We start from the raw sequence: 21,489 nt of genomic DNA, 5'->3' as shown, positions 1-21,489 counted from the left end.
CAGCGTGAACCAGCCCCGCCGCCACCGCTCGGCACGCCGCACCGGCCGTGCCGCCGGCATCGTGCTCGCCGGAGGCTCCGGCACCCGTGTGGGGGCCGGCATCAACAAGGCGTTCCTGCCGCTCGCCGGGCGCAGCATCGCCAGTTGGGGTCTGAACACCCTCGCCCGCGTCGAGGGCGTCGGGCTGCTGGTGTTCGTGGTGCGACCCGAGGACCTCGAGCACGCCCGCTTCGTCGCGGACCGCGAGACCGAGCGCCCGCTCGAGATCATCACCGGCGGGGACACCCGGCAGGAGTCGGAGCTGCTGGCCCTGCGCCATCTCGCCGATCGGATCGACGCGGGAACCGTGGACACGGTGCTCATCCACGATGCGGCCCGTCCGCTCGTCTCCCACGGCCTCGCCGCCGCCGTGCTGCACGCCGCCAGGGAGACCGGGGGCGCGGTGCCGGGGATCCCGGCGACCGATGTCGCCCCCGTCGGCTCCGGCGACACGCTCGCCCCCCGGGCGCACCTGCGCCCCGAGTCCCTCGTGCGGGTGCAGACCCCGCAGGGCTTCCGCGCCGCGACCATCCTCGACGCCTACGAGGCGGCCGCACGGGACGGCTTCGTCGGCACCGACACCGCCTCGTGCGCCGAGGAGTACACCGACATCCCGGTGACCTGGGTGCGGGGCGAGGAGACCAACTTCAAGATCACCTATGCGCAGGACCTGCTGCTGGCCCAGGACGTGGTCACCGCGCTAGGTTTGAGGACCGGGTGAGGAGGAGCCGATGTCCGTCCAGGAGAGCTATCTGCGCTGCACCGCCTGCGAGCAGGAGTCCGAGCATCAGGTCGTCTACGCCGGCCGCTTCGTCACCGAGATCCAGTGCACCTCGTGCGGGGCGGTGACCCGGCTCGACGTCTCGGAGGACTACCTCCCCGATCTGCGTCAGCGCATCTCGAGCAAGCCCGGCCGTCTGATGCGCCGGCTGCGCCACGACCCGGGAGAGCTGGCCACGAGCCTTCCCCAGCGCACCCTGTCGAAGCCCCGGCGCATGCTCGAGGAGTTCCGCACCGTCTGGCGCAGCCGCCGCGACGACTGACCCGGCTGCTGCGTCCCGGGTCCCGCGGCGGGACCCGGGTCGGCGCGATCAGGGTCGCCGCGCGAGGCCGTGTCGGTGGGAGGTGTCGCGGGCGAGGCCCAGCGAGATCTGCGCCTGCCAGAGGGTGAGCCGGTCCACCAGGGCGGTCCCCGCGTGCGAGCCCTGGACGGTGCGGACGGCCGCCCCGCGGTCGAGCAGCGCCTGGATCTCGTCGAATCCTGCGGAGGGGGCGTCGGCGACAGCTCCCGCGAGTGCCTCGCGACGCAGCAGCCGCGGGCTCTGCAGCGCCGCCAGGGTGCTGCGGTCCACGTTCCGCAGCCCGGAGGGTGCGATCTGCTTGACGGAGTCCGTCATCGCGACCGTCGGCACCACGGCGTCGACACCGGGGGCGAGCGCGGCGAGCACCGCGGAGACCACGGCTGCCGGGGTCAGTGCACGCTCGGCGTCATGGACCAGCAGGAACGGCTCGTCGCTGTGCTCGAGCGCCGTGGCCAGCGCCTCGCGCCGACCCGCCGCGACCTCGTGCACCGCCGCGCGGCCCGAGACCGCCCGGCGCAGCGGCTCCGCCGCGTCGGTGCGGGTGATCACGAGCGGGGAGGGCAGTCCGAGGTCGCGTGCGGTGCCGAGCAGGCGATCGACCAGCAGCGAACCGCCCAGGGGCTCGAGGCCCGGGGTGGGGGCCGCGCCGACGATGCCCGGCGCGGGCGGGGCGAGCGCGAGGATGATCGGCCGCACCTCGGCGGCCGACGGGGGAGCGGTCACGACCGGCCGCTCAGGAGGCGAGGACCTCGTCGAGGATCGACTCGGCATCGGTCTCGTCGGTCTTCTCGGCCAGGGCGAGCTCGGAGACGAGGATCTGGCGGGCCTTGGCGAGCATCCGCTTCTCCCCGGCGGAGAGGCCGCGGTCCTGATCGCGGCGCCAGAGATCGCGCACGACCTCGGCGACCTTCTTGACGTCCCCCGAGGCGAGCTTCTCGACGTTGGCCTTGTACCGGCGCGACCAGTTGGTCGGTTCCTCGGTATAGGGCTGGCGCAGCACCTCGAAGACCTCGTCGAGGCCCTCCTTGTCGACCACGTCCCGCACTCCGACGAGATCGACGTTGTCCGCGGGGACCTCGATCGTCAGATCGCCCTGGGCGACCTTGAGCTTGAGGTAGGTGCGATCCTCGCCCTTGATGGTGCGGGTCTTGACCTCCTCGATGAGCGCGGCACCGTGGTGCGGGTAGACGACGGTCTCGCCGACAGCGAAGTTCATGTGGTGGGTCCCCTTTCCGCGTGACAGTCTACCACCGGGTCCACGTGGTAAAATGCGCGGTTCTCCGCATCTCGGCTGGTCAGGGCGTTGCCGAGCGCTTTCGAGCGGTGGTCGGGGCGCTGATCGAGCGTTTGTCGGGCGTTGGTCGGGGAGGCGTGCGGGCATCGGCGGCCGCGGCGCGAGGGGATCTTGCGGGGGAATCCGGGACGGGGTGGTGCGGTACCCTGTGAGGGCTGTCCTTCGTCCCTCCGCCGCCGGTCGCGGCATCGAACAGGAGTCCTCCGTGCGCACCTCCCGTCGTCTCGTGCTCTCCGCCGCCGCCCTGGGCCTGGCCCTCGCCGCGTCCGGATGCGCGTACTTCAACCCGGTGCAGACGCACGAGTTCTACCAGGCCGCCGACGGCACCAACGCGAACCTCTCCCAGGACGGCTCGACCGTGATCGGCGTGCGCAACGCGCTCGTGATCCTGCGGGAGGACGGCACCGCCGAGTTCTCCGCCACGGTCGTCAACTACGAGCAGGCGATCGAGGGCGCGGAGCCCACCCGCACCGTCGACCTCGCGGCCGCGACCTCGGACGGTACCGCGATCTTCGCCACCGGCGTGTCCCTCGCGCCGGAGCAGGTCGTCTCCCTCGGTGCGGGCGAGGACAGCGACCAGAGCGTCCAGATCGGCGACGCCTCCGGTGTCGTCGCCGGCGACATCCTCGACCTGACCGTCACCTCCGGCGATCAGACCGTGGTGATCTCCGTGCCCGTCGTCGACGGCAGCCTCGAGCACTACAGCGAGACCGAGAGCGGGGAGAACGCCGGCGCCTGAGCGCCGCGCGGGCCGCGCCGCTGCACCGGCAGCGCGCAGCATCGAGTCAGACACAGAGCGCCCCGCGGCCAGGCCGCGGGGCGCTCTGTCGTCCGTCGTCTCCGGGTCGCTCCGCGCGGGAGAGCCCCGGGCGCGCTCAGGCGCCGGAGGACTCGAACTTGTAGCCGAGGCCGCGCACCGTCACGAGGTGGACCGGGTTCTTCGGGTCGTCCTCGATCTTCGCGCGCAGCCGCTTCACGTGGACGTCGAGGGTCTTGGTGTCGCCGACGTAGTTCGCGCCCCACACCCGGTCGATGAGCTGGCCCCGGGTGAGCACCCGGTCCACGTTGCGCAGCAGCATCTCGAGGAGCTCGAACTCCTTCAGCGGCAGCGCCACCTCCTGGCCGTGCACCTGCACGACGTGCCGCTCGACGTCCATCATGATGTTGCCGGCGCTGAGAGTGGTGTCCTCTTCCCCTTCGCCCGAGTCCTGACCGCGGCGCAGCACGGCCTTGATCCGGGCGAGCAGCTCGCGGGAGGAGTAGGGCTTGGTGACGTAGTCGTCGGCCCCGAGCTCGAGGCCCAGCACCTTGTCGAACTCGTCGTCCTTCGCCGTGAGCATGATGACCGGCACCGAGGAGGTGCGGCGGATCTCGCGGCACACCTCGGTGCCGCTCATGCCGGGGAGCATCAGGTCCAGCAGCACGAGGTCCGCGCCATGGGCGGAGAAGATGCGCAGGCCGTCGGTCCCGGTGTCCGCGACCGCGACCTCGTAGCCCTCCTTGCGCAGCGAGTAGGACAGCGGATCCGAGAACGACTCCTCGTCCTCGACGATCAGGATGCGCGTCATGTCAGAGTCCCTTCCCCGTGGCGTGGTCCGAGTCCACGGTACGGGAGCGTCGGGCGGAGGCGGCCTCCGCGGTGTCCTTCCGATCGGTGGGGCGCGCCCCACCGACGGTGATGGTGTCCGTGCGCCCCATCTCGGGCAGGCGCAGGGTGAAGGTCGAGCCCTGTCCGGGCATCGACCAGGCCGTCACCTCGCCCCCGTGGTCGGAGGCGATGTGCTTGACGATCGCGAGGCCCAGTCCCGAGCCGCCGGTCTCCCGCGACCGGGCCCTGTCCACGCGGAAGAAGCGCTCGAAGACCCGCTCGAGGTTCTCCTTCGAGATGCCGATTCCCTGGTCCTTCACCGACAGCTCCACCATGCCGTCCTCGCGGCGCACCGAGACGCCCACCCGGGTCATCGGACCCGAGTAGGTGATCGCGTTGGAGATGAGGTTGGACAGGGCGGTGGTGAGCATCGGCGCGGAGCCGAAGACACGCAGGCCGCTCGCGCCGCCCACGGTCACCTCGATCCGCGACCCCAGGGCGAAGTTCCGATTCATCGCCACCGCCTCGCGGACCACCTCGTCGATCTCGGTGGGCTCCGCATCCGGCAGCGCGGAGGAGCCCTGGACCCGGGACAGCTCGATGATCTCCTGCACCAGGCGCGCCAGGCGCCGGGTCTCGGACTGCATCCGCTCGGCGAAGCGGCGCACGGCCTCGGGATCCTCCGCGGCGTCCTCCATGGTCTCGGCGAGCAGGGTGATCGCCCCGACCGGGGTCTTCAGCTCGTGGGAGACGTTCGCGACGAAGTCGCGGCGCGTCTCCTCGACGCGCACCTGGCGGGTGAGGTCGTCGGCCAGGAGCAGCGCCCCGTGCTCGCCGAGAGCCCCGATGCGCACATCGATGACCGACTCCGAGTCGCCGCCCGCCGCGCGGCGCAGGGTCAGGCGCTCGTCCCGGAAGCCGCCGTTGCGGCCGACGTCGGCCGCGAGCTCCATCAGCTCCGCGCTCGCCAGCCGCGGGTAGTCGCCCTCCGCGGCACGCACGATGCCGTAGGAGTAGGCGAGCGGGGAGGCCCGCAGCACGTCGCCGCTCGCGTCGAGCACCACGTACGCGGAGGACAGGATCGCGAGCACCTCGGCGGCCGCCACGGGAACCACGGGGCGCTCCTCCTCGGACTCGGCCGCGGGGATCCGGCGGTCGGCACGCAGCAGCGCCAGCGCGGCCGTGCACCCGATCACCAGGCCGATCGCGCCGGCGAGCAGGAGGAGGGCAGTCGTGGGCACCACAACAGCCTAGGCCCCGGATCGCCTCGCCTGGCATTCCGCTGCGAGAACCGGCACACTGCGAACCAGGAGTTCATGGGGACCACACCTGTCGTTCATCCGCCGCCGACAAGCGTTCACCGACGATTGCGAGGATGCGCGGCGACGATCCCCTTCAGACAAGGAGCATCACCATGCGCGAGGCGTACCAGAGCGACCTGCAGCACGTCATCGACGATCTGGTCGACATGGCCGAGATGGCCGGGACCGCACTGAAGGACGCGACCACCGCCCTGCTCGAGGGCGATCTCGCCCTCGCGGAGCGGGTCATCGCCGCCGACCCCCACCTCGACGAGCGCCAGAGCGAGCTGGACGCGAAGGTCGTCGAGCTGCTGGCCCGTCAGTCCCCGGTCGCCACCGACCTGCGCCTGCTCGTCGCGGCGCTGCGGATGAGCTCCTCGCTCGAGCGCATGGGCGACCTCGGGGCGCACATCGCCCTCATCGCCCGTCGGGCCCATCCGGCCCTCGCGGTCCCCGATTCGCACCGTGAGCAGATCGCCCGTATGGCCGAGCTGGCGGGGGCGGCGCTCGTGGAGGCCGCGCAGGTCATCGCGGAGCGGGACCTGGCCCTCGGGGCCCAGGTCGAGAAGGAGGACGAGGAGCTCGACGAGCTCATGCTGCAGATCTCCCGCGAGATGTCCGGCGAGTCGGGCCTCACCAACAGCCAGGTCGTGGACATGACCCTGCTGATCCGCTTCTACGAGCGCCTCGGCGACCACGCCGTGTCCCTCGTGCGTCGCGTCGGCTTCCTGGTCACCGGCGACTCGCTCGACACGCTCAGCGCGAGCGTGGACGTGCAGGACATCTGAGCCGTCCCCCTCTCCGACGACGAACGCCCCGCGGTGCTCCGCGGGGCGTTCTCGTCGTTCGGGGGAGTGTGCGGGCCGGGCCCGGCCCGCCGGCTCAGCCGCGGTTGGGGCGGGGCCGACGACGGGTCAGCCCCTCCGCGCCGGCCTTCGCGCCGCGCTGGGCGAGCAGGCGGAAGCCCTGCAAGAGCACGCCGGAGACCAGCGCCCACAGCATCGCCTTCCAGATCGGCTGCTCCTCGGACGGATCTCGGATGGCCCGGATCTCCGCCTTCGAGAGACCGTCCTTCTTCGCCTGCTTGCGCTGCCGGAGCGTCTCCTTGCGGGTGGCCTTGGTGGCCTTCGGGGTCGGGGCGTCCTCCCCGAAGACGACGCCCCAGCCGGCGGCGGCGACCTTCCTCCCGAGGGTGGCGGCGATGACGCCCGCCAACGGGACAGCGATCTTCACGAGCGGATTGGCCACGGAGTTCCTCCAGTCGACGAGGTGGTCAGTAGGTCCCGGCGTTCTGAGCGTAGTACGTGCCCATGTCGTCCTCGCGCAGCGCGGCGCGGAGGGTCTCCATGGCGTCCTCGTCCGTCGCGACGACGCTCGCGCCACCGCTGGTGGTGGTGGGACCGCCGTGGGGCACGGAGAGGAAGTACATGTCGCCGCTGCGGATCGAGCGCATCGACAGCCCCAGCTCGACCAGCGCCGAGGAGGTGAGCTGGTCGTCGGTGGTGAGATAGGGGGAGATCGAGCCGACGGTCTCCGAGAGCTTCCCGGGATCGCTCAGGGTGTCGGCGCTGATCAGCTTCGTCGCGATGCCCTTGAGCACGGCCTGCTGGTTCCGGTTGCGCTGGAAGTCGCCGTCGGAGAACTGCTTGCGCTCGCGCACGAAGACGAGTGCCTGCTCGCCGTTCATCGTCTGGGTGCCCTCGGTGAACTCGAAACCGCCGGCGCTGAAGTTCTCCGGGACCGCCACGTCGATCCCGCCGAGGGTGTCGACGAGGCCCTGGATGCCGTCGAAGTCGATCAGCGCGACATGGTCGATCGGCACGCCGGTGTAGTTCTCGACCGTGGTCACCGCGAGGCTCAGGCCGCCGAAGGCGAGGGCGGCGTTGATGCGGTTGGTGCCGTGGCCGGGGATCTCGACGTACAGGTCACGGGGGAAGGAGATGACGTAGACGGTCTCGTTGTCGTCCGAGACGTGCACGAGCATCATCACGTCGGAGCGCTGCCCGGTCACGCCCTCCGAGGCGGCGTCCTCCTCGGAGCGCTTGTCGGAGCCGAGCAGCAGGAAGTTGCGGCCCGATCCGGGCTCCGCCTCGGGCCGATCGCCGTCGGAGGCGCCACGGGTGATGGTCTCGACGGTGCGCTTCTGGTACTGGTTGTCGATCCCGCGGAGGTAGTTCGCCACCACGAGGCCGACGCCGAGCACGAGCACGGCGACGAGGCCCAGGGAGATCAGGGCGATGCGACGACCCCGTCGACCGCGAGGATCGGGGGCGTCCTCGTCCTCCCAGTCGGAGGGGAGCTGGACGTCGTCGGGGGCGTTCATGAGGACTCGCTCTCGCAGATGGTCGACAGGCGCGCGAACCCCATGCCGCTCAGGGCGCGGAGCGGGTGTACGCGAGATCCCATACTAGGCGGCCCGCCGCGCGTCCCTTGGTCTCGAAGCTGGTCTTCACACGACCCGCGAATCGCGGAGCCCATCCCTCCACGGGGAGCCCCGGCGGGACGTCGTCCGTGGTGGTGCCCTCGGGGCGGGGGCCGTCCGGGTGCAGCGGCTCGAGATCCTCGTGCGCGTCGAGCTGCTGGCGCATGTGCCCGGCGTACTGCGCCCAGTCGGTGGCGAGGCGGAAGGTGCCGCCGGGGGCGAGCAGCGGCAGCACGGCGTCGAGGAACGGAGGGTTGATCAGGCGCCGCTTGTGGTGGCGGGACTTCGGCCAGGGATCGGGGAAGAACACCCACAGCTCCTGGATCGAGCCCGGGGCGAGCAGGGCCGGCAGGGCACGCTGCGCGTCCAGCGGCAGCAGCCGCAGGTTCTGCGGGAGAGCGGGGCGGAGCCGGTCCAGGCGGCTGAGGGTCTGCGCGAGCCCCGGACGGTAGACCTCGACGCCCAGGTGATCCCGCTCGGGGTGCGCCGCGGCGGCGGCGACGATGTTCTCGCCGAGTCCGCTGCCCACCTCGACGACCAGCTCGGCGCGGCGGCCGAAGACCTTCTCGAGGTCGAGCGCGGCGTCGTCGGCGGGGAGCGTGTCCCGCTCGCCGCGCGGGAGGTCGAGGACGTAAAGTTCGGCGAGACGGTCCCAGGCGGTCTGGCGGCTCGGCGTCAGGCGCTCGCCGCGCCGGACGAAGGAGACCACGTCGCGGGTCGGACCGGGCCCTTCAGAGGACACGGCGGATCGCGCCGTCGGCGACCTCGACGGCGACCTCGGGCAGATGGGTCGTGGCCGGCCCGAGGAGCACCTCGCCCGTCGCGGCGTCGAAGCGCGAGCCGTGGCACGGGCAGTCCAGCTCCGCCTCGTTCTGGCGCAGGGCGCAGCCGTTGTGGGTGCAGTACCCCGAGTAGGCGGCAATCTCCTCGCCGGTGCCGCGGACGATCAGCACGAAGGGGCTCTGGCCGCCGAAGTTCACGAGCGTCGAGGCGTTCTCCGGGACCTGGTCCAGGGGGATCGAGCCGTCCTCGGTGGCGCGCACCGGGTCCGCGGTCCCGAAGCCTTCGTCCTCGGGGGCGCAGGCGGCGAGGACGCCGAGCCCGGCGGCGGAGGCGGGCAGCAGCAGGGCGTGGCGGCGGGAGAGGCACGGGCGTTCCATGCGCCCAGGATAGGCCGCGACCCTGGAGGTGCGACGGGCGGGGATCTCACACATCGGCGGCCTCGAGCTCGCGGGGATCCCAGGTCAGCAGGCCGCGGGCGCGCCAGCCCCGCCGCGTCACGGCATCCAGGGCCTCGCGGCGCAGTGCGGGGGAGAGGCGGTCGAGGTAGAGGGAGCCGTCGAGATGGTCCATCTCGTGCTGCAGGGCGCGGGCGAGCACTCCGCCCTCGTCCTCCAGCACCACCTCGTCGCCCTCGAGATCGATCCCGGTCACCCGGGCGCCGCGATGACGGGCCGTCGGATAGCCCTCGCCGGGGACGGAGAGGCATCCCTCGAGGGTTTCCTCGTCGAGCTCGAGCCCGCCGAAGCGCTCGAGTCGGGGGTTGATCACCACGGCGCGGTGGCGCTCCCCGCTCGCGTCGGGGCAGTCCACGACGAACAGCCGCCAGCGCGACCCCACCTGCGGGGCGGCGAGGCCTGCTCCGTTCGCGGCGTCGGTGGTCTCGAACATGTCCGCGACCAGGGTGCGGAGCTCGTCGGTGATCTCCCGGACCCGACGGGTGCGCTGCGCGAGCGCGCGGTGGCCGACGATGGTGATGGGGCGGACGGTCATGCGGGGGAGTCTCCTGGAGGGTCGGATCGGGGATTCTCGTGAGCGGCGGGGGATGCGGAGGAATCAGAGGATGCAGCGGAGTCAGCTGAGGAGGACGTGGAGTCAACGGACGCGGACGTGGTGGGGGAGGAGGTCACCCGGTGCCGTGCCGGCGGGTTCACCGCGAGGGGGTTGCGGGCGTCGACGATCCACGGCGTGCGCTCGTGGCGCAGCGGGTCGCCGCTGCGCACGGATTCGGCGACCGCCCGGCCGATCTGCTCGGCGTCCGCGGCGTCGGCCGCCAGGAAGTCGAGGGTGTGCGTGGCGTGGGAGTCGAGCACGATCGCGTGCCAGGCGTCGAGACCGCTCGCGATCTGGCGGGCGCGCAGGAACTCGGCATCCAGAGCGGCGCCGCCGATGATCACGATGTTCGCGAGCCACAGCAGCAGCAGGATCGCGATGAGCCCGTTGAGGACGGTGAGCACCTCCGCGAAGCGCGTCGCGTAGGCCAGGAGGCGACCGGCGAGCAGCGCGGCCCCGAACAGGGTCAGCACCGAGAGCGTCGACCCGAGGGTCATGAGTCGGTACCGCGGCAGGCGCACGTTGGGGAACAGGTAGTAGGCCAGCGACACACCGATGATCAGGATGACCAGCAGGATCGGCCACTTCACCAGGTTCCAGGCGTGGAAGGCGAAGATCGGGATGCCGATGAACTCGCCGATCCGCTGGCTCGCCTCGCCGCCGACGATGATCATGCCGATCGCGAGGAGCACCACCGAGACGATCAGCACCGTCTCCCCGAAGACGATCGTGCGGAACCAGAGGAAGGGCCGGCCCTCGCGCGTGTCGTAGACCCGGTGCAGGGCGCGGTGCAGCGCCGCGACGCCGTTGGAGGCGGAGACGAGCGAGCCGAGGGTGCCCAGCAGCAGCCCGAGCAGGCCGCCGGAGGTGCTCGAGGCGGCCTCGATCGCGGTGAGATACGGCGCGGGGTCCAGGGTCGGGAAGATCTCGACGACGAGGCGGGAGAGGGCCTGGAGGGTCTCCGCCTGGATGCCGATCAGCGACATCAGCGAGACCACCGCGACCGCGCCCGGGAAGAGCGAGAGCACGGAGTAGAAGGTCATGGTGCCGGCGACGTCCCACACCTGGATGTCGAGCAGTCGCATGCGCACCCGGTTCAGGACGTGCACGATGCTGAGCCGCGGCCGGGCGTGCTCGACGATCGGTCGGGGCCGACGCCCGGCGCTCATCCTCGCTCCGCCCCGCGGGTCGCGCCCTGGCCGTCGCGGGGGACGGCGGGGGTGCGGCGCATGATGCTCCTCGATCGGAACGGGCGGGACGGATCGGGAGCCTATTGCATCAGGGGCCCTCGATCCGGGACCTGCCCGCTGCTCCCCGGGAGGTCAGGGATTCTCGAGCAGGTCGTCGGGATCGGTGGGGACCGGGTACTCCCACGGCTCGTCGGGATCCTTGGGGACGAAGGAGGTGACGATGCTGCCGTCGGCCCGCTGATCGCCCAGGCCGCGCGGGGAGGAGAGCACCGCGTCGTCGAGCACCGGACCCTGGTCGGCGAGCGGGACCGCCCGGCCCGCGGCGGTGACCCGGACCTCCTCGCTGCGCACCGTGACCTCGATCTCCGGACCCTCCTCGAGGGTGAAGGAGATCTCCTCGCGCACCAGGCGGACGGTGAAGCGGGACCCGCGCACGGTGAGCGGGAAGCTCAGCTCGGGCCAGTCCACCGGCAGACGCGGGTCGAAGGAGATCCGGCCCTCGTCGTGCCGCATGCCCGCGAAGCCGTGCACGAGGGCGTTCCACACCCCGCCGGCCGAGGCGATGTGCACGCCGTCGGCGGTGTTGTGGTGGAGGTCGCCGAGGTCCACGAAGAGACCCGCGCGGAAGTAGTCCAGTGCGGCCTTCTGATGGCCCACCTCGGCCGCCATGATCGACTGCACGACGGCGGAGAGCGAGGAGTCGCCGGTGGTGATCGGGTCGTAGTACTCGAAGTCGGCGCGCTTCTCCTCGGCGGTGAACTCGCTGCCGCGCAGGAACAGGGCGAGCACCACATCGGCCTGCTTGAGCACCTGGAAGCGGTAGATCACCAGCGGGTGGTAGTGCAGCAGCAGCGGGAAGGCCTCGTCGGGCGTCGCCGAGAGGTCCCAGACCTCGCGCTCGAGGAAGCGGTCCTCCTGCAGGTGGATGCCGAGGGACTCGTCCTTGGCGATGAGCATGCCGTCGGCGCAGGCCTCCCACTGCTCGAGCTCGAGGTCGTCGAGCTCCAGCTCGACGCGGAGCTCCTCGTGCGCCGCCGGATCGGCCTGCTGCAGTTCGCGCACCGCGGCGGCGGCCCGGCGCAGGTTGTAGCGGGCCATCACGTTGGTGAACAAGTTGTTGTTGACCACGGTGGTGTACTCGTCGGGGCCGGTCACGCCGTGGATGTGGAAGGCGGCGTCGCCGTCGGCCGTGACCCGCCAGAACCCGAGGTCCGACCACAGCCGCGCGGTCTCCACGAGCACTCGAACGCCGTCACGGCGCTGGAACTCGAGGTCCCCGGTCACGTCGGCGTACTGCGCGAAGGCGTAGGAGACGTCCGCATCGATGTGGTACTGCGCCGTCCCGGCCGCGTAGTAGGCGGAGGCCTCGTCGCCGTTGATGGTGCGCCAGGGGAACAGGGCCCCGCGCTGGTTCAGCTCCCGGGCTCGCTCCCGCGCCTTGGGCAGCAGGTTCACGCGGAAGCGCAGCGCGTTGCGGGCCCAGCGCGGCTGGGTGAAGGTGAGGAAGGGGACGACGTAGATCTCGGTGTCCCAGAAGTAGTGGCCCTCGTAGCCGGATCCGGTGAGGCCCTTCGCGGGGATGCCCCACTGGTCGGAGCGGGCCGCGGCCTGGGCGAGCTGGAAGAGGCACCAGCGGGTGGCCTGCTGCTCGACGGGTCGGCCGGGGAGGCGCACGTCGGAGCGGGTCCAGAAGTCCGCGAGATAGCGGCGCTGGTCCTCGAGCTGGACCGCGTGCCCCGCTTCGCGCACCCGGTCCAGGGTGCGACGGCAGCGGTCGAAGAGTTCCCGGTGGGGGACCGACCGGGAGGAGTGATAGGCGACCGCCTTGCGCACGACGAGGCTCTGCCCCGCCTCGAGATGGGCGCGCGAGATGTGCCGGCCCTGGTCCGGGGTGGTGTCCACCAGCTGCTGCACCTCGGCCTCGGACTCGACCTGGTGATCGGCGCCGACGCCGAGGGTCATCCCCGACTGCGCCACCCGATAGCCGAGCAGCATCCGCCGCTCGCTGTGCCAGTCCTGCTGCGGCTCGAGCACCCGGTGCGTGAAGGCGGTGGTCTGACGGGGATCGTGCTTGTCCGTCACGGGACCGGGCCCGCCGCGGGAGCCGAAGTCGTCGGCGAAGTCCGTCCGGTTGATGATCTGCGAGGAGATCGCGATCGGCGCCGCGCCGTCGAGCATCGTCACGCGCATCTCCATCAGCGCGAGGTGGCGCTGGGTGAAGGAGACCATGCGCGAGGTCTCGACCTTCACCCGCTTCCCCGCGGGAGTGCGCCAGATCAGCGCGCGGCGCAGCACCCCCTCGCGGAAGTCGATCCAGCGCTCGTACTCCTCGAGGTCTGCGGTCGAGAGCAGCAGCGGCTCGTCGTCGACGTACAGCTTCATCACCGTCGAGTCGGGGACCGGGATCATCGTCTGCCCGGTGCGGGCAAAGCCGAAGGCGGATTCCGCGTGCTGGATCGGCCAGGTCTCGTGGAAGCCGTTGAGGAAGGTGCCGTGGCTGTGCACGTCGCGGCCCTCGGAGGGCGTGCCGCGCATGCCCAGGTAGCCGTTCGCGGTGGCGAACAGCGTCTCCATCAGGCCCAGGTCGCCCCCGGGCCGGGACTCCACCAGCCGCCACTCGTCCAGCGGCAGCCGCGTGCGGTCGACGGGGTCGGCGGGGATGGTGCGCAGACGGGTCATGCCAGCTCCTCCAGGTCGGCGACGACGAGGGTCGTAGGGGTCGCGCCCGCGGCGGAGAACGCCGTAGCGCCGGCGCCGCGGTCCACGCCGATCACCGCGCCGAAGGCGCCGTCGGCGCCGGCGCGCACCCCGGAGACGGCGTCCTCGTAGACGACCGCGTCGGCCGGCTCGACGCCCAGCAGACGGGCCGCGTGCACGAAGGTGTCCGGGGCGGGCTTGCCGGGCAGCCCGTCCCGGGCCGCGACGTTCCCGTCGACCACGTGCTCGAAACGATCGCGCAGACCCGCGCCGCGCAGCACCTCCTCGGCATTGCGGCTCGACGAGACGATCGCGAGACGCGCCCCCTCCGGCAGCGCGTCGAGATAGGCGACGGTGCCCGGGTAGGGGGCGACGCCTTCGGCCCGCAGCAGCTCGAGGACCTGGTCGTTCTTGCGGTTGCCGAGGCCCTTGACGGTCTCTTCGCCCGGCGCCTGGTCCGCGGGATCGGTGTCCTCCCCGAGGGGCAGCTCGATACCGCGCGAGGCGAGGAAGGAGGCGACGCCGTCGTAGCGGGGCTTGCCGTCGACGAAGGCGAAGTAGTCCGCGTCGGTGTACGGCTCGGCGACGCCGCGGGAGGCGAGGAAGTCCGAGAACATTCGGGCCCAGGCCCGCATGTGCACCTCGGCGGTGGGGGTGATCACGCCGTCGAGGTCGAAGAGATGGGCGCGGAAGCCCGTGCGGACGTGCGACGGGTCCAGGGACGGGGAGCGGTCTGCATCAGGGGTCACGCCCGCCATGCTACGGCCCGTCCCGTGCCCTCCCCGGGGAGGGAGATCGATGGCCCCGCGGCGGAGGGTCGGCTAGTCTGCTCGCGTCCGTGCCCGCGCGAGCGCCGGTGCGGAGCCATGACGAACCCCTCCGAGGAGAAGATGGCTGTCACGGAGTCGCTGCCCGTGGTCGACGCGGTGCGCCGCGAACTCGAGATCGACGAGCAGGTCCTGGACGGGCGCCCCCGCGTGCGCGCGGTGCTCACCCTCACCACCCACCTGTCCCGCTCCCCGGCCCAGCTGTGGCCGCTGCTGACCGATCCTGCCCGCCTCGCGCGCTGGTTCGGCCCGGTCGACGGCGAGCTGGTCGAGGGGGGAACCTTCCGCGGCCCGCGCGGCGCCCGGGGGAGGATCGAGACGGTCGAGGCCCCGCACCGTCTCTCCCTCGTCTGGGAACGGGAGGGGGTGGCGGACCCGCTGCTGATCCGGCTGGACCCCGAGGACGACGGCACCACCGCGCTGTCGCTGCGCCACACCGCGCTGCTGGACCGGCAGGACTTCGCGCGCGGCGGTCCCGGCCTCGCCGCCATGGACTGGGAGATCGCGCTGCTCGCGCTCGCCGCCGAGACCGACGGCTGGCGCGACACCTGCCAGCAGGAGGTCCCGGTGCCCACCGCCGACTGGCTCGACGGTCCGGACGGCGCCGGCCTGGTGCGCGCCTGGTCGGTGCGCTGGGCGGCTCAGGCGCTCGCCGCGGGGGTCGACGAGGAGACGGTGCGGCGGGGCGAGAACGCGACGGTGCACGCCTTCGAGGGGTGAGCGGGGCTCCGCCCGGCGCGTGTCCGCAGAGCGGAGGTCTTTGCCCGGGCTCACGATCTCCTGGCAGACTCGGCAGGTGACCCCACCCGTGCCCCGCCCCCGCTCCGGGGACGGGCGCACCGCCGCGCAGGTCATCCGCTCCCTCGCCCCGTCCATCTACGCGCCGAGCTTCCTCGAGTTCGCCGGGATGGCGGCGCTCATGCCGATGGTCCCGCTGCTCGCGCTGGACCTCGGGTTCAGCCAGTCGTCCGCGGCGGCGCTCACGGTCATCTTCGGGATCGCCTCCTTCGCGGGGCCGATCCCGGCCGGCCGGGTCCTCACGCTGCTCGGGGCGCGTCTCGCCCTGGTGGGCACCGGCGCGCTGATGATCCTCGCGAGCCTCGTGGCCTTCGCGGTGATAGAGCCGGGTGCCGCCGCGGAGCCGGCCCGTCACCAGCAGCTCGTCCTCGTCGGCCTCCTGGTCGTGATCGCCGCCTGCTCGCAGGTCTGGCACCTGGGGCGGCAGTCCTATCTCGGCACCGCCCTGCCGCCCACGATGCGCGCCCGCGGGATGACGCTCTACGGGGGCACGATCCGCCTCGGCGAGGTCGTCGGGCCGCTGTTCGGGGCGGTGGTGATCGCGACCGTCTCCTCGACCGCGGTCTTCGTGCTCTTCGCGGTGATGGTCGGCGCCGCGACGGTGATGATCACCGTCTTCCTGCCGCCGGGGGAGACCCGTGCCGCGGTCCCGCCGCGTCCCCGGAGGGGCATGCGCAGCGAGGCCCGGATCCGGCTCGACCGGGCCGTGCTGGGCCGCATGATCGCCGTCGGCGCCGGCATCACCCCGGTGATGATGGCGCGCGTGAACCGGCCCGTGATCGTGCCGCTCCTCGGCGCCCACCTGGGGCTGGACCCCGCGTGGATCTCGCTCGTGTTCGGGGTGAGCGCCGCCCTCGAGATACTCCTGGTGCTCCCCGCGGGGACGCTCATGGACCGCTTCGGGCGGGCCGCCGTGGCAGTTCCCTGCGCCCTGCTGATGGGAGCGGGCTTCGTGCTCCTGGCGGTGCTGGGCACGACGCTCGACGGCCACGGACGCACCGCGGCGCTGATAGCCCTGCTCGTGCCGAGCCTGCTCATCGCGCTCGGCAACGGCATGGGGTCGGGCATCGTCATGACCCTCGGGGTCGACGTCACCCCGGTGCACGGTCGCACCGGCTACCTCGCGTGGTGGAACACGATGCTCGGCGCCGGGCGGCTGGTCGCCCCGTTGCTGGTCACGGGGGTGACGCTGGTCGCGCCGGTGGCCGTCGCCGGGGCGGTCACCGGCGGACTGTGCCTCGTCGGCGGCTCGTGGCTGCTGCGGGCCCTGCCCCGGTACACCCCGGCCGGGACCGGGCGCCGGGGCCGGGGCGGCGCGACCGCCCGCTGACCTCGGGCCGCGCAAGGGCGGGTGCGGACGGGACGGCGACGGTGCCGTTCCGCCGGAGCGGCGGACTGGTCAGGCGGCGCTGGGTCCCTCGCCGGCCGCGACGGCGGCCGCGGCGAGGTCGAGCATCTGCTGGGTGGTCTCCTCGCGGCTCGAGTCGCGGGCGATCGCGATCTCCACGGCGAGCGGCTCCACGGCCTGCTTGAGCAGGTTCTTCTCGGCGAGGCTGGAGGGGTTGCCGCCGCTGTCGCCGTAGATCTCGCGGACGACCTCGATGCGGTCGGTGAGCCGGCCGGTCTGCAACTGCATCGTGAGGGTCTTGATGCGATGGGCCCAGGAGGCCTTCTTCTCGGGGGCGACGATCGGTGCGGCGAGCTGCTCGAGCAGCGCCACGATCTCCTCCTCGCCGAGCAGCTCGCGCAGCCCCACGACGTCCTTGCCATCGGCGGGCACCGAGATCGCCATCTCCCCGTCGACCACCGAGAGGTCCACGTACTCCCGGTCCTCTCCGCGCACGGTCCGGGTGCGGCGGGCGACGATGCGCACCGGGCCGTGCACCGGGTGGCTCAGCAGAGAGCCGATGGCGGGGACGGACGAAGGGGCGGGGGTGGCGGCGACGGACACGGGTGTTGACCTCCTGGAAGGGCGCGGGATGCCGCGGATCGGAGCCGACCTGCTCGGGGCGAGCGGGCGGCGCGCCGATGGCGACACGGACCAGTTTCTCACGGTTCTGACAGAAAGGCCAGGTCATGACGTCTCCAGGGGAGGGATCTCACGGTCTTGGCGTCCTCCGCGAGGCCGGCACGACCCTCTCGGAGCGCCGAGATCTCGACCATGGCGGAGGGCGCGGCGCGACGGGATGCGCTGTGATGGGGCGCATGGTCGCCGCCCCCGCCTCCCCGCTCGTCGTCTTCGACCGGGTCGGGGTCTTGCGGGACGACAGCGCGCTGCTGCTCGAGGCGAGCGGGAGCGTCGGTGCCGGGGAGGTGCTCGCGATCACCGGGGCCAACGGCAGCGGGAAGACGACTCTGCTGAGGGTGCTCTCCGGCGCACTCGCCCCGACCTGGGGTCGGGTGCGCGTGGCGGGTCGGCGGCCCGACGACCGCGACCGCGCCTTCCGCACCGCAGTCGCCGCACTCCTCGGACCGGCGCAGACCGCCCGCGATCTCACTGTCCTCGAGCACCTCCAGTTCGTCGGCGCGACCTGGGGTGACCGGGCGGCCGAGGCGCTGGAGAAGGGACGGCGACTGCTCGAGGAGTTGCGGATCCTCCCGCTCGCCGACCGCTTCCCGCACGAACTCTCGAGCGGCCAGTCCCAGCTCGTCTCCCTCGCCCTGACTCTCGCGCGTCCCAGTTCGGTCCTCCTGCTGGACGAGCCCGAGCAGCGGCTGGACCCGGAGCGGCTGGGCCTCGTCGTCGAGGCCGTGCGGGCGCGGGCCGCGGCCGGGGCCGCGATCGTGCTCGCCAGCCACAGCCCGCAGTTGGTCGAGCAGCTGGCCGGCCGCGATCGCCGGGGCGACCGGGCTCACGGGCCCGGTGGCCTGGGTCGTGCTGCTGCTCGGCACGCTGCTGCTGCTCGGGGCGACGGGCGCCTTCGTCGACGGGATCCGGCACGCCGTGCACACCCTCGGCGCCCCGCCGCTCCTCGGCCAGCGGGCAGGGACCCAGATGGTTCTCCACGCGGTGGCACCGCTGGTGTTCCTCCTCGTGCTCGCGGCCCTGGGCGGTCTCGCGGTCGCCGCGGCGGGCGGAGCCTCCGGGCCCGCAGCGGTGCTGCTCCCGGTGGGGACCGCCGTCGTCGTCCTCGCCTCACGGGCGTGGGATGCGACGAAGGGGACGATGCCGCTCTCGCTCGCGACCCCGATCCCGACCCCGCAGGGCGACCTGTCGGTGCTGGTGATGCTCGCCTGGCAGGCCGACGCGGTGATCGTGCCGCTGCTCGCGGCCGCCCTGCTGCTGGCCGTGCTGCCGCTCGGGCAGCTCGCGGTGCTCGGCGTCGCCGCCGCGCTCGCCGCTCTGCTCGGGCTGCTGACCGCGCGGCGCCTGCGAGCGCTGGAGAGCTAGGAGCCGGAGATCCTGCAGAACCTCGAGAATCCGCAGACCACGACGACAGGAGACGCACCGTGGACATCCGCACCACCCCGAACCCGCTGGTCCGTGCGGCCGGACGCCTGCTGCGCCGGCTGAACTCCCGCCACCCCTGGGACCACAACGCCCACTTCCACCGCTGGATCCTGCGCTCCCTGCCGGAGGGGGCGACCCGTGCCCTCGACGTGGGGTGCGGCCGGGGCGAGCTGGTCCGGGCTCTCGCCGGGGCCGGCCTCGCCGTGGACGGCATCGACCCCGATCAGGAGATGGCGTACGTCGCCGCGCAGCGCTGCCGTGACCTCCCCGCGGTGGCCATCCGCCGTCGGACCCTCGACGAGCACGCGGACGAGATGCTCGCGAGGCACCCGGAGGGTGCCTATGACGCGATCACCTTGATCGCCTCCCTGCATCACCTGGAGCTCGAGTCCGCGATCGCCCGTCTCCGCGCGTTGCTGCGTCCGGGCGGGAGTCTCCTCGTCGTGACCCTCACCGTGCCGCGCACCGCGGCCGACACCCTGTGGGACATCGGGAACGCGCTGACGAACCCGCTGATCGGACTCGTCAAGCACCCGTGAACGGTGCGGGATCCGGTGCCGGGGCCGAGGATCCCGCTGCGGGACCCCGCCTGGTCCCACGGGGAGCTCCGCGAGCGCGTCCGGTCGGTGCTGCCGGGCGCGGAGCTGCGTCGGCGGGAGGGGTTCCGGTCGACGCTGCGCTGGCGGAAGCCGGCCTGAGGTCGGCGTGAAGCCGGCCGGACGCCGGACCGCGTCAGGCGCGGTGCGCGGCGATGACCTCGCCGAGGCGGCCGATCGCGTCCTCGATCACCGCGGGGGCATGGGTGACGAAGCTCAGCCGCATCGTCGAGTGGTCGGGATGGTCGGCGAAGAAGGACCAGCCGGGGAGATAGGCGACCCCGGCCTCGACGGCGTCCTCGAGCATGGACTGGGCGTCGTAGCCCTCGCCGAGCGCCGCCCACAGGAACATGCCGCCGTCGGGGTGGGTGACGTGCGCGCCGTCGGGGAGGACCGGGGCGATCGCGCGCGCCATCGCGTCGCGCCGTTCGCGGTACACCCCGCTCACCGTCGCGATGTGCGCCTCGAGGTCCGCCGTCTCCAGGTACCGGGCGACCATCAGCTGGTCCACCACGGAGGACTGCATCGAGATCGCGGCCTTCGCGACCGCGAGGGTGTCCCGCACGGGACCCTCCGCCCGCATCCAGCCGATCCGCACGCCCGGCGCCATCAGCTTGCTCATCGAGTTCAGCAGGATCGTCCGCTCGGCCATGCCGGGCAGCGCGGCGATCGGCGCCCAGGTGCTGCCGGTGAAGCTCAGCGCGCCGTAGGGGTCGTCCTCGACCAGCGGCACGTCGGTGCGCAGCAGCACGTCGGCGACCGCCTGCCGGCGCCCGACGGGCATGGTCCGGCCGGTCGGATTCTGGAAGGTGGGGATCAGGTACACCATCCGCGGATGATGCGTGCGGATCGCCTCCTCGAGCGCCTCGGGGATCACGCCGTCGTCGTCGGTCGCCACGCCGATCATCCGGGCGCCGTGCACGGAGAACGCCTGGACCGCGGCCAGGTAGGTCGGGGACTCCACGAGCACCACGTCGCCCGGCTCGAGCAGCGCCTGCGCGACGACGAACAGCCCCTCCTGCGAGCCCGAGGTGATCCGGATTTGCGAGGCGTCGGTGGCGAGGTCCCGGGAGAGGCGCCGCGCCGCCTGCTCGCGCAGTTCCCGCTCGCCCTCGCTCACGCCGTACTGCAGGGCGCGCTTGCCCTGATGGGCGAGCACCCAGTCGTAGGCAGCCGTGACCGTCCGGAGGTCGAACAGCTCCGGGTCCGGGATCCCACCGGCGAAGGAGACCACGTCCTCGCGGGCGGCAAGGGCGAAGATGTCCTTGAGCGGGGACGACTCCATGCCCGCATAGCGGGGGGCGATCGGGAAGCGGTACGGCGCGGCGGACGGGGACGAGGTCATCGCTCCATCGTGTCACGCGCGGGGGACGGCGCCGGGCAGCGGCGCCGTGAGATCCGTCCGCGCGGCCGTCCGGCGTGCGCCTGGCGGCGCGTGGCGGCTGCGGGGAGACTGAGGGGATGGTCGATCCCGGGGACGACACGACGGTCCGGCGCCTGCGCGCTGCGGGCTGCGTCTTCGCCGAGGAGGAGGCCGAGGTGCTCCGCCGTGCCGCCCGCGACCCGGCGCAGCTCGAGGCGATGATCCGCCGACGCGAGGCGGGCGAGTTCCTCGAGAACGTCGTCGGGGCGGTGGAGCTCCTGGGGGAGCGCCTCGCGGTCGCGCCGGCGGTGTTCGTGCCGCGGCAGCGCACCGCCCTGCTGACACGAGATCGTCGGCCGCGTCGCCCCGCAGCTCGACCCCCGCACCTGGTACGGGATGCCGGCCTGGGCGCTCGACGGCGAGGTGGTGTGCTTCTTCACCCCCTCCTCGACGTTCGACGAGCGCTACTCGAGCTTCGGCTTCAACGCCGCTGCGCGCCTCGACGAGGGCAGCATGTGGCCGACGGCCTTCGGGGTCGCCGAGGTGGACGACGCCGCCGCGGAGCGGATCGCGGAGCTGGTCGCGCGCGCCGTCGGCTCCTGACGAGCGGCGGCCGCGAGAGCGGACGGGACGCGCACGGGCCGCGGCTCCCTGTCCAGGGAGGCCGCGGCCCGTGGTCTGGAGCGGGCGACGGGAATCGAACCCGCGTAATCAGTTTGGAAGACTGAGGCTCTACCATTGAGCTACGCCCGCATGACCGGACCATTCAACCAGATCAGCGGGCCGGGAGCACCTCTGCTGTGCGCCGCGCGACATGCATCTCCTCACAGGGGCCTCGAACGCATCCGATGCGAGTGCGGGCGAGCGGGTAGCATTCCCTGGGTTGCCCTCCGGGGTGTAGCTCAGCTTGGTAGAGCACCCGCTTTGGGAGCGGGAAGTCGCAGGTTCAAATCCTGTCACCCCGACTCCGCTGCCGGTCGCCACCGCGCGCGAGCCCCGGGCATCCGT

24 protein-coding genes, 2 tRNA genes and 1 pseudogene are annotated in these 21,489 nt (G+C 72.5%); 11 read left to right on the top strand and 16 right to left on the bottom strand.

The genetic code is table 11. The features are described from left to right. The first annotated feature begins 4 nt into the window (after window positions 1-4). Both V1258_RS11045 and V1258_RS11040 read left to right on the top strand, forming a co-directional pair. On the top strand, window positions 5-760 hold the full coding sequence (locus V1258_RS11045) for an IspD/TarI family cytidylyltransferase (RefSeq protein WP_329747262.1): 756 nt from the start codon (window positions 5-7) through the stop codon (window positions 758-760). Between the two features lie 10 nt (window positions 761-770). Continuing rightward, window positions 771-1,082, top strand: a complete 312-nt coding sequence (locus V1258_RS11040; RefSeq protein ID WP_329747263.1) for a hypothetical protein — start codon at window positions 771-773, stop codon at window positions 1,080-1,082. 48 nt (window positions 1,083-1,130) lie between these two features. Here V1258_RS11040 and V1258_RS11035 read toward each other — a convergent pair whose 3' ends face one another. Next, a complete protein-coding gene (locus V1258_RS11035; RefSeq protein WP_329747264.1) occupies window positions 1,131-1,844 on the bottom strand; it encodes a 2-C-methyl-D-erythritol 4-phosphate cytidylyltransferase in 714 nt (237 codons plus the stop codon). A 10-nt stretch (window positions 1,845-1,854) separates the two neighbouring features. Next, a complete protein-coding gene (locus V1258_RS11030; RefSeq protein WP_076810443.1) occupies window positions 1,855-2,337 on the bottom strand; it encodes a CarD family transcriptional regulator in 483 nt (160 codons plus the stop codon). Between the two features lie 283 nt (window positions 2,338-2,620). On the opposite strand from V1258_RS11030, the gene V1258_RS11025 reads away from it, so the two are divergent. Then, window positions 2,621-3,154 carry a hypothetical protein gene (locus tag V1258_RS11025; protein ID WP_329749733.1) on the top strand — a complete coding sequence of 178 codons (534 nt, stop codon included), beginning with the start codon at window positions 2,621-2,623 and terminating at the stop codon, window positions 3,152-3,154. A 136-nt stretch (window positions 3,155-3,290) separates the two neighbouring features. On the opposite strand, the gene V1258_RS11020 is transcribed toward V1258_RS11025, so the two are convergent. Both V1258_RS11020 and V1258_RS11015 read right to left on the bottom strand, forming a co-directional pair. Continuing rightward, window positions 3,291-3,983 (bottom strand): response regulator transcription factor, encoded by a 693-nt coding sequence (locus tag V1258_RS11020; RefSeq protein WP_329747266.1) that lies wholly within the window; start codon window positions 3,981-3,983, stop codon window positions 3,291-3,293. 1 nt (window position 3,984) lies between these two features. Further along, a complete protein-coding gene (locus tag V1258_RS11015; RefSeq protein ID WP_329747267.1) occupies window positions 3,985-5,244 on the bottom strand; it encodes a sensor histidine kinase in 1,260 nt (419 codons plus the stop codon). Between the two features lie 173 nt (window positions 5,245-5,417). Here V1258_RS11015 and phoU point away from each other — a divergent pair, with 173 nt between their 5' ends. Beyond that, on the top strand, window positions 5,418-6,092 hold the full coding sequence (gene phoU / locus V1258_RS11010; RefSeq protein WP_329749732.1) for a phosphate signaling complex protein PhoU: 675 nt from the start codon (window positions 5,418-5,420) through the stop codon (window positions 6,090-6,092). A 94-nt stretch (window positions 6,093-6,186) separates the two neighbouring features. Here the strand turns inward: phoU and V1258_RS11005 are convergent, their stop codons facing one another. The 8 genes from V1258_RS11005 to V1258_RS10970 all read right to left on the bottom strand — a co-directional run bounded on the left by V1258_RS11005 (window position 6,187) and on the right by V1258_RS10970 (window position 14,204). Continuing rightward, on the bottom strand, window positions 6,187-6,552 hold the full coding sequence (locus V1258_RS11005; protein ID WP_329747269.1) for a DUF4235 domain-containing protein: 366 nt from the start codon (window positions 6,550-6,552) through the stop codon (window positions 6,187-6,189). A gap of 25 nt (window positions 6,553-6,577) precedes the next feature. After that, window positions 6,578-7,627 (bottom strand): LCP family protein, encoded by a 1,050-nt coding sequence (locus V1258_RS11000; RefSeq protein WP_329747270.1) that lies wholly within the window; start codon window positions 7,625-7,627, stop codon window positions 6,578-6,580. A gap of 49 nt (window positions 7,628-7,676) precedes the next feature. Then, on the bottom strand, window positions 7,677-8,468 hold the full coding sequence (trmB, locus tag V1258_RS10995) for a tRNA (guanosine(46)-N7)-methyltransferase TrmB (protein ID WP_329749731.1): 792 nt from the start codon (window positions 8,466-8,468) through the stop codon (window positions 7,677-7,679). Next, window positions 8,458-8,886, bottom strand: coding sequence for a QcrA and Rieske domain-containing protein (locus V1258_RS10990; RefSeq protein WP_329747272.1), 429 nt, complete (start codon window positions 8,884-8,886; stop codon window positions 8,458-8,460). The genes trmB and V1258_RS10990 overlap by 11 nt, the downstream gene beginning before the upstream one ends. 46 nt (window positions 8,887-8,932) lie before the next feature. Then, window positions 8,933-9,499, bottom strand: coding sequence for a peptide deformylase (gene def / locus V1258_RS10985; protein ID WP_329749730.1), 567 nt, complete (start codon window positions 9,497-9,499; stop codon window positions 8,933-8,935). After that, on the bottom strand, window positions 9,496-10,728 hold the full coding sequence (locus V1258_RS10980) for a YihY/virulence factor BrkB family protein (protein WP_329747274.1): 1,233 nt from the start codon (window positions 10,726-10,728) through the stop codon (window positions 9,496-9,498). The genes def and V1258_RS10980 overlap by 4 nt, the downstream gene beginning before the upstream one ends. Before the next feature lie 153 nt (window positions 10,729-10,881). Next, on the bottom strand, window positions 10,882-13,428 hold the full coding sequence (locus V1258_RS10975) for a glycoside hydrolase family 65 protein (protein ID WP_329749729.1): 2,547 nt from the start codon (window positions 13,426-13,428) through the stop codon (window positions 10,882-10,884). After that, window positions 13,425-14,204 (bottom strand): HAD family hydrolase, encoded by a 780-nt coding sequence (locus V1258_RS10970; protein WP_442878615.1) that lies wholly within the window; start codon window positions 14,202-14,204, stop codon window positions 13,425-13,427. The genes V1258_RS10975 and V1258_RS10970 overlap by 4 nt, the downstream gene beginning before the upstream one ends. A 108-nt stretch (window positions 14,205-14,312) precedes the next feature. On the opposite strand from V1258_RS10970, the gene V1258_RS10965 reads away from it, so the two are divergent. Further along, window positions 14,313-14,993 (top strand): SRPBCC domain-containing protein, encoded by a 681-nt coding sequence (locus tag V1258_RS10965; protein ID WP_329749728.1) that lies wholly within the window; start codon window positions 14,313-14,315, stop codon window positions 14,991-14,993. A 76-nt stretch (window positions 14,994-15,069) separates the two neighbouring features. After that, a complete protein-coding gene (locus V1258_RS10960; RefSeq protein WP_329749727.1) occupies window positions 15,070-16,401 on the top strand; it encodes an MFS transporter in 1,332 nt (443 codons plus the stop codon). A 69-nt stretch (window positions 16,402-16,470) separates the two neighbouring features. On the opposite strand, the gene V1258_RS10955 is transcribed toward V1258_RS10960, so the two are convergent. Then, window positions 16,471-17,022 carry a CarD family transcriptional regulator gene (locus V1258_RS10955; protein WP_329747278.1) on the bottom strand — a complete coding sequence of 184 codons (552 nt, stop codon included), beginning with the start codon at window positions 17,020-17,022 and terminating at the stop codon, window positions 16,471-16,473. A 125-nt stretch (window positions 17,023-17,147) separates the two neighbouring features. On the opposite strand from V1258_RS10955, the pseudogene V1258_RS10950 reads away from it, so the two are divergent. From V1258_RS10950 to V1258_RS10940, 3 genes and pseudogenes are all read left to right on the top strand, one after another. After that, a pseudogene (locus V1258_RS10950) lies at window positions 17,148-17,828 on the top strand (ABC transporter ATP-binding protein); the annotation flags it as partial. A 106-nt stretch (window positions 17,829-17,934) separates the two neighbouring features. Then, window positions 17,935-18,462: a hypothetical protein gene (locus V1258_RS10945; protein ID WP_329749751.1), complete on the top strand. Its 528-nt coding sequence runs from the start codon at window positions 17,935-17,937 to the stop codon at window positions 18,460-18,462. A gap of 59 nt (window positions 18,463-18,521) precedes the next feature. After that, window positions 18,522-19,061, top strand: coding sequence for a class I SAM-dependent methyltransferase (locus V1258_RS10940; RefSeq protein ID WP_329749749.1), 540 nt, complete (start codon window positions 18,522-18,524; stop codon window positions 19,059-19,061). A 193-nt stretch (window positions 19,062-19,254) separates the two neighbouring features. Here the strand turns inward: V1258_RS10940 and V1258_RS10935 are convergent, their stop codons facing one another. Both V1258_RS10935 and V1258_RS10930 read right to left on the bottom strand, forming a co-directional pair. Further along, window positions 19,255-20,463: an aminotransferase-like domain-containing protein gene (locus V1258_RS10935; RefSeq protein WP_329749726.1), complete on the bottom strand. Its 1,209-nt coding sequence runs from the start codon at window positions 20,461-20,463 to the stop codon at window positions 19,255-19,257. Beyond that, window positions 20,460-20,921, bottom strand: a complete 462-nt coding sequence (locus V1258_RS10930) for a hypothetical protein (RefSeq protein WP_329749725.1) — start codon at window positions 20,919-20,921, stop codon at window positions 20,460-20,462. Before V1258_RS10930 ends, V1258_RS10935 begins: the two co-directional genes overlap by 4 nt. Here V1258_RS10930 and V1258_RS10925 point away from each other — a divergent pair. Then, window positions 20,908-21,084 (top strand): hypothetical protein, encoded by a 177-nt coding sequence (locus V1258_RS10925; RefSeq protein WP_329749724.1) that lies wholly within the window; start codon window positions 20,908-20,910, stop codon window positions 21,082-21,084. The genes V1258_RS10930 and V1258_RS10925 overlap by 14 nt on opposite strands. Before the next feature lie 76 nt (window positions 21,085-21,160). Here V1258_RS10925 and V1258_RS10920 read toward each other — a convergent pair. Beyond that, a tRNA-Gly gene (locus tag V1258_RS10920) sits at window positions 21,161-21,234 on the bottom strand. 138 nt (window positions 21,235-21,372) lie between these two features. Between V1258_RS10920 and V1258_RS10915 the strand changes: the two genes are divergently transcribed. After that, a tRNA-Pro gene (locus V1258_RS10915) sits at window positions 21,373-21,446 on the top strand. The last annotated feature ends 43 nt before the right edge of the window (window positions 21,447-21,489 follow it).

This window comes from Brachybacterium sp. J153 (genome assembly GCF_036311905.1).
Classification (GTDB): Bacteria; Actinomycetota; Actinomycetes; order Actinomycetales; family Dermabacteraceae; genus Brachybacterium.
The sequence above is the reverse complement of the archived record's forward strand: the minus strand, read 5'-3'. Positions and strand labels throughout refer to the sequence as shown.

Bases quoted from the DNA above. Each gene is read 5' to 3' on its own strand.
- V1258_RS11040 (WP_329747263.1), top strand. From the start codon at position 771: ATGTCCGTCCAGGAGAGCTATCTGCGCTGCACCGCCTGCGAGCAGGAG.
- V1258_RS11030 (WP_076810443.1), bottom strand. From the start codon at position 2,337: ATGAACTTCGCTGTCGGCGAGACCGTCGTCTACCCGCACCACGGTGCC.
- V1258_RS11020 (WP_329747266.1), bottom strand. From the start codon at position 3,983: ATGACGCGCATCCTGATCGTCGAGGACGAGGAGTCGTTCTCGGATCCG.
- phoU (WP_329749732.1), top strand. From the start codon at position 5,418: ATGCGCGAGGCGTACCAGAGCGACCTGCAGCACGTCATCGACGATCTG.
- V1258_RS11000 (WP_329747270.1), bottom strand. From the start codon at position 7,627: ATGAACGCCCCCGACGACGTCCAGCTCCCCTCCGACTGGGAGGACGAG.
- V1258_RS10990 (WP_329747272.1), bottom strand. From the start codon at position 8,886: ATGGAACGCCCGTGCCTCTCCCGCCGCCACGCCCTGCTGCTGCCCGCC.
- def (WP_329749730.1), bottom strand. From the start codon at position 9,499: ATGACCGTCCGCCCCATCACCATCGTCGGCCACCGCGCGCTCGCGCAG.
- V1258_RS10980 (WP_329747274.1), bottom strand. From the start codon at position 10,728: ATGAGCGCCGGGCGTCGGCCCCGACCGATCGTCGAGCACGCCCGGCCG.
- V1258_RS10975 (WP_329749729.1), bottom strand. From the start codon at position 13,428: ATGACCCGTCTGCGCACCATCCCCGCCGACCCCGTCGACCGCACGCGG.
- V1258_RS10970 (WP_442878615.1), bottom strand. From the start codon at position 14,204: ATGGCGGGCGTGACCCCTGATGCAGACCGCTCCCCGTCCCTGGACCCG.
- V1258_RS10965 (WP_329749728.1), top strand. From the start codon at position 14,313: ATGACGAACCCCTCCGAGGAGAAGATGGCTGTCACGGAGTCGCTGCCC.
- V1258_RS10935 (WP_329749726.1), bottom strand. From the start codon at position 20,463: ATGACCTCGTCCCCGTCCGCCGCGCCGTACCGCTTCCCGATCGCCCCC.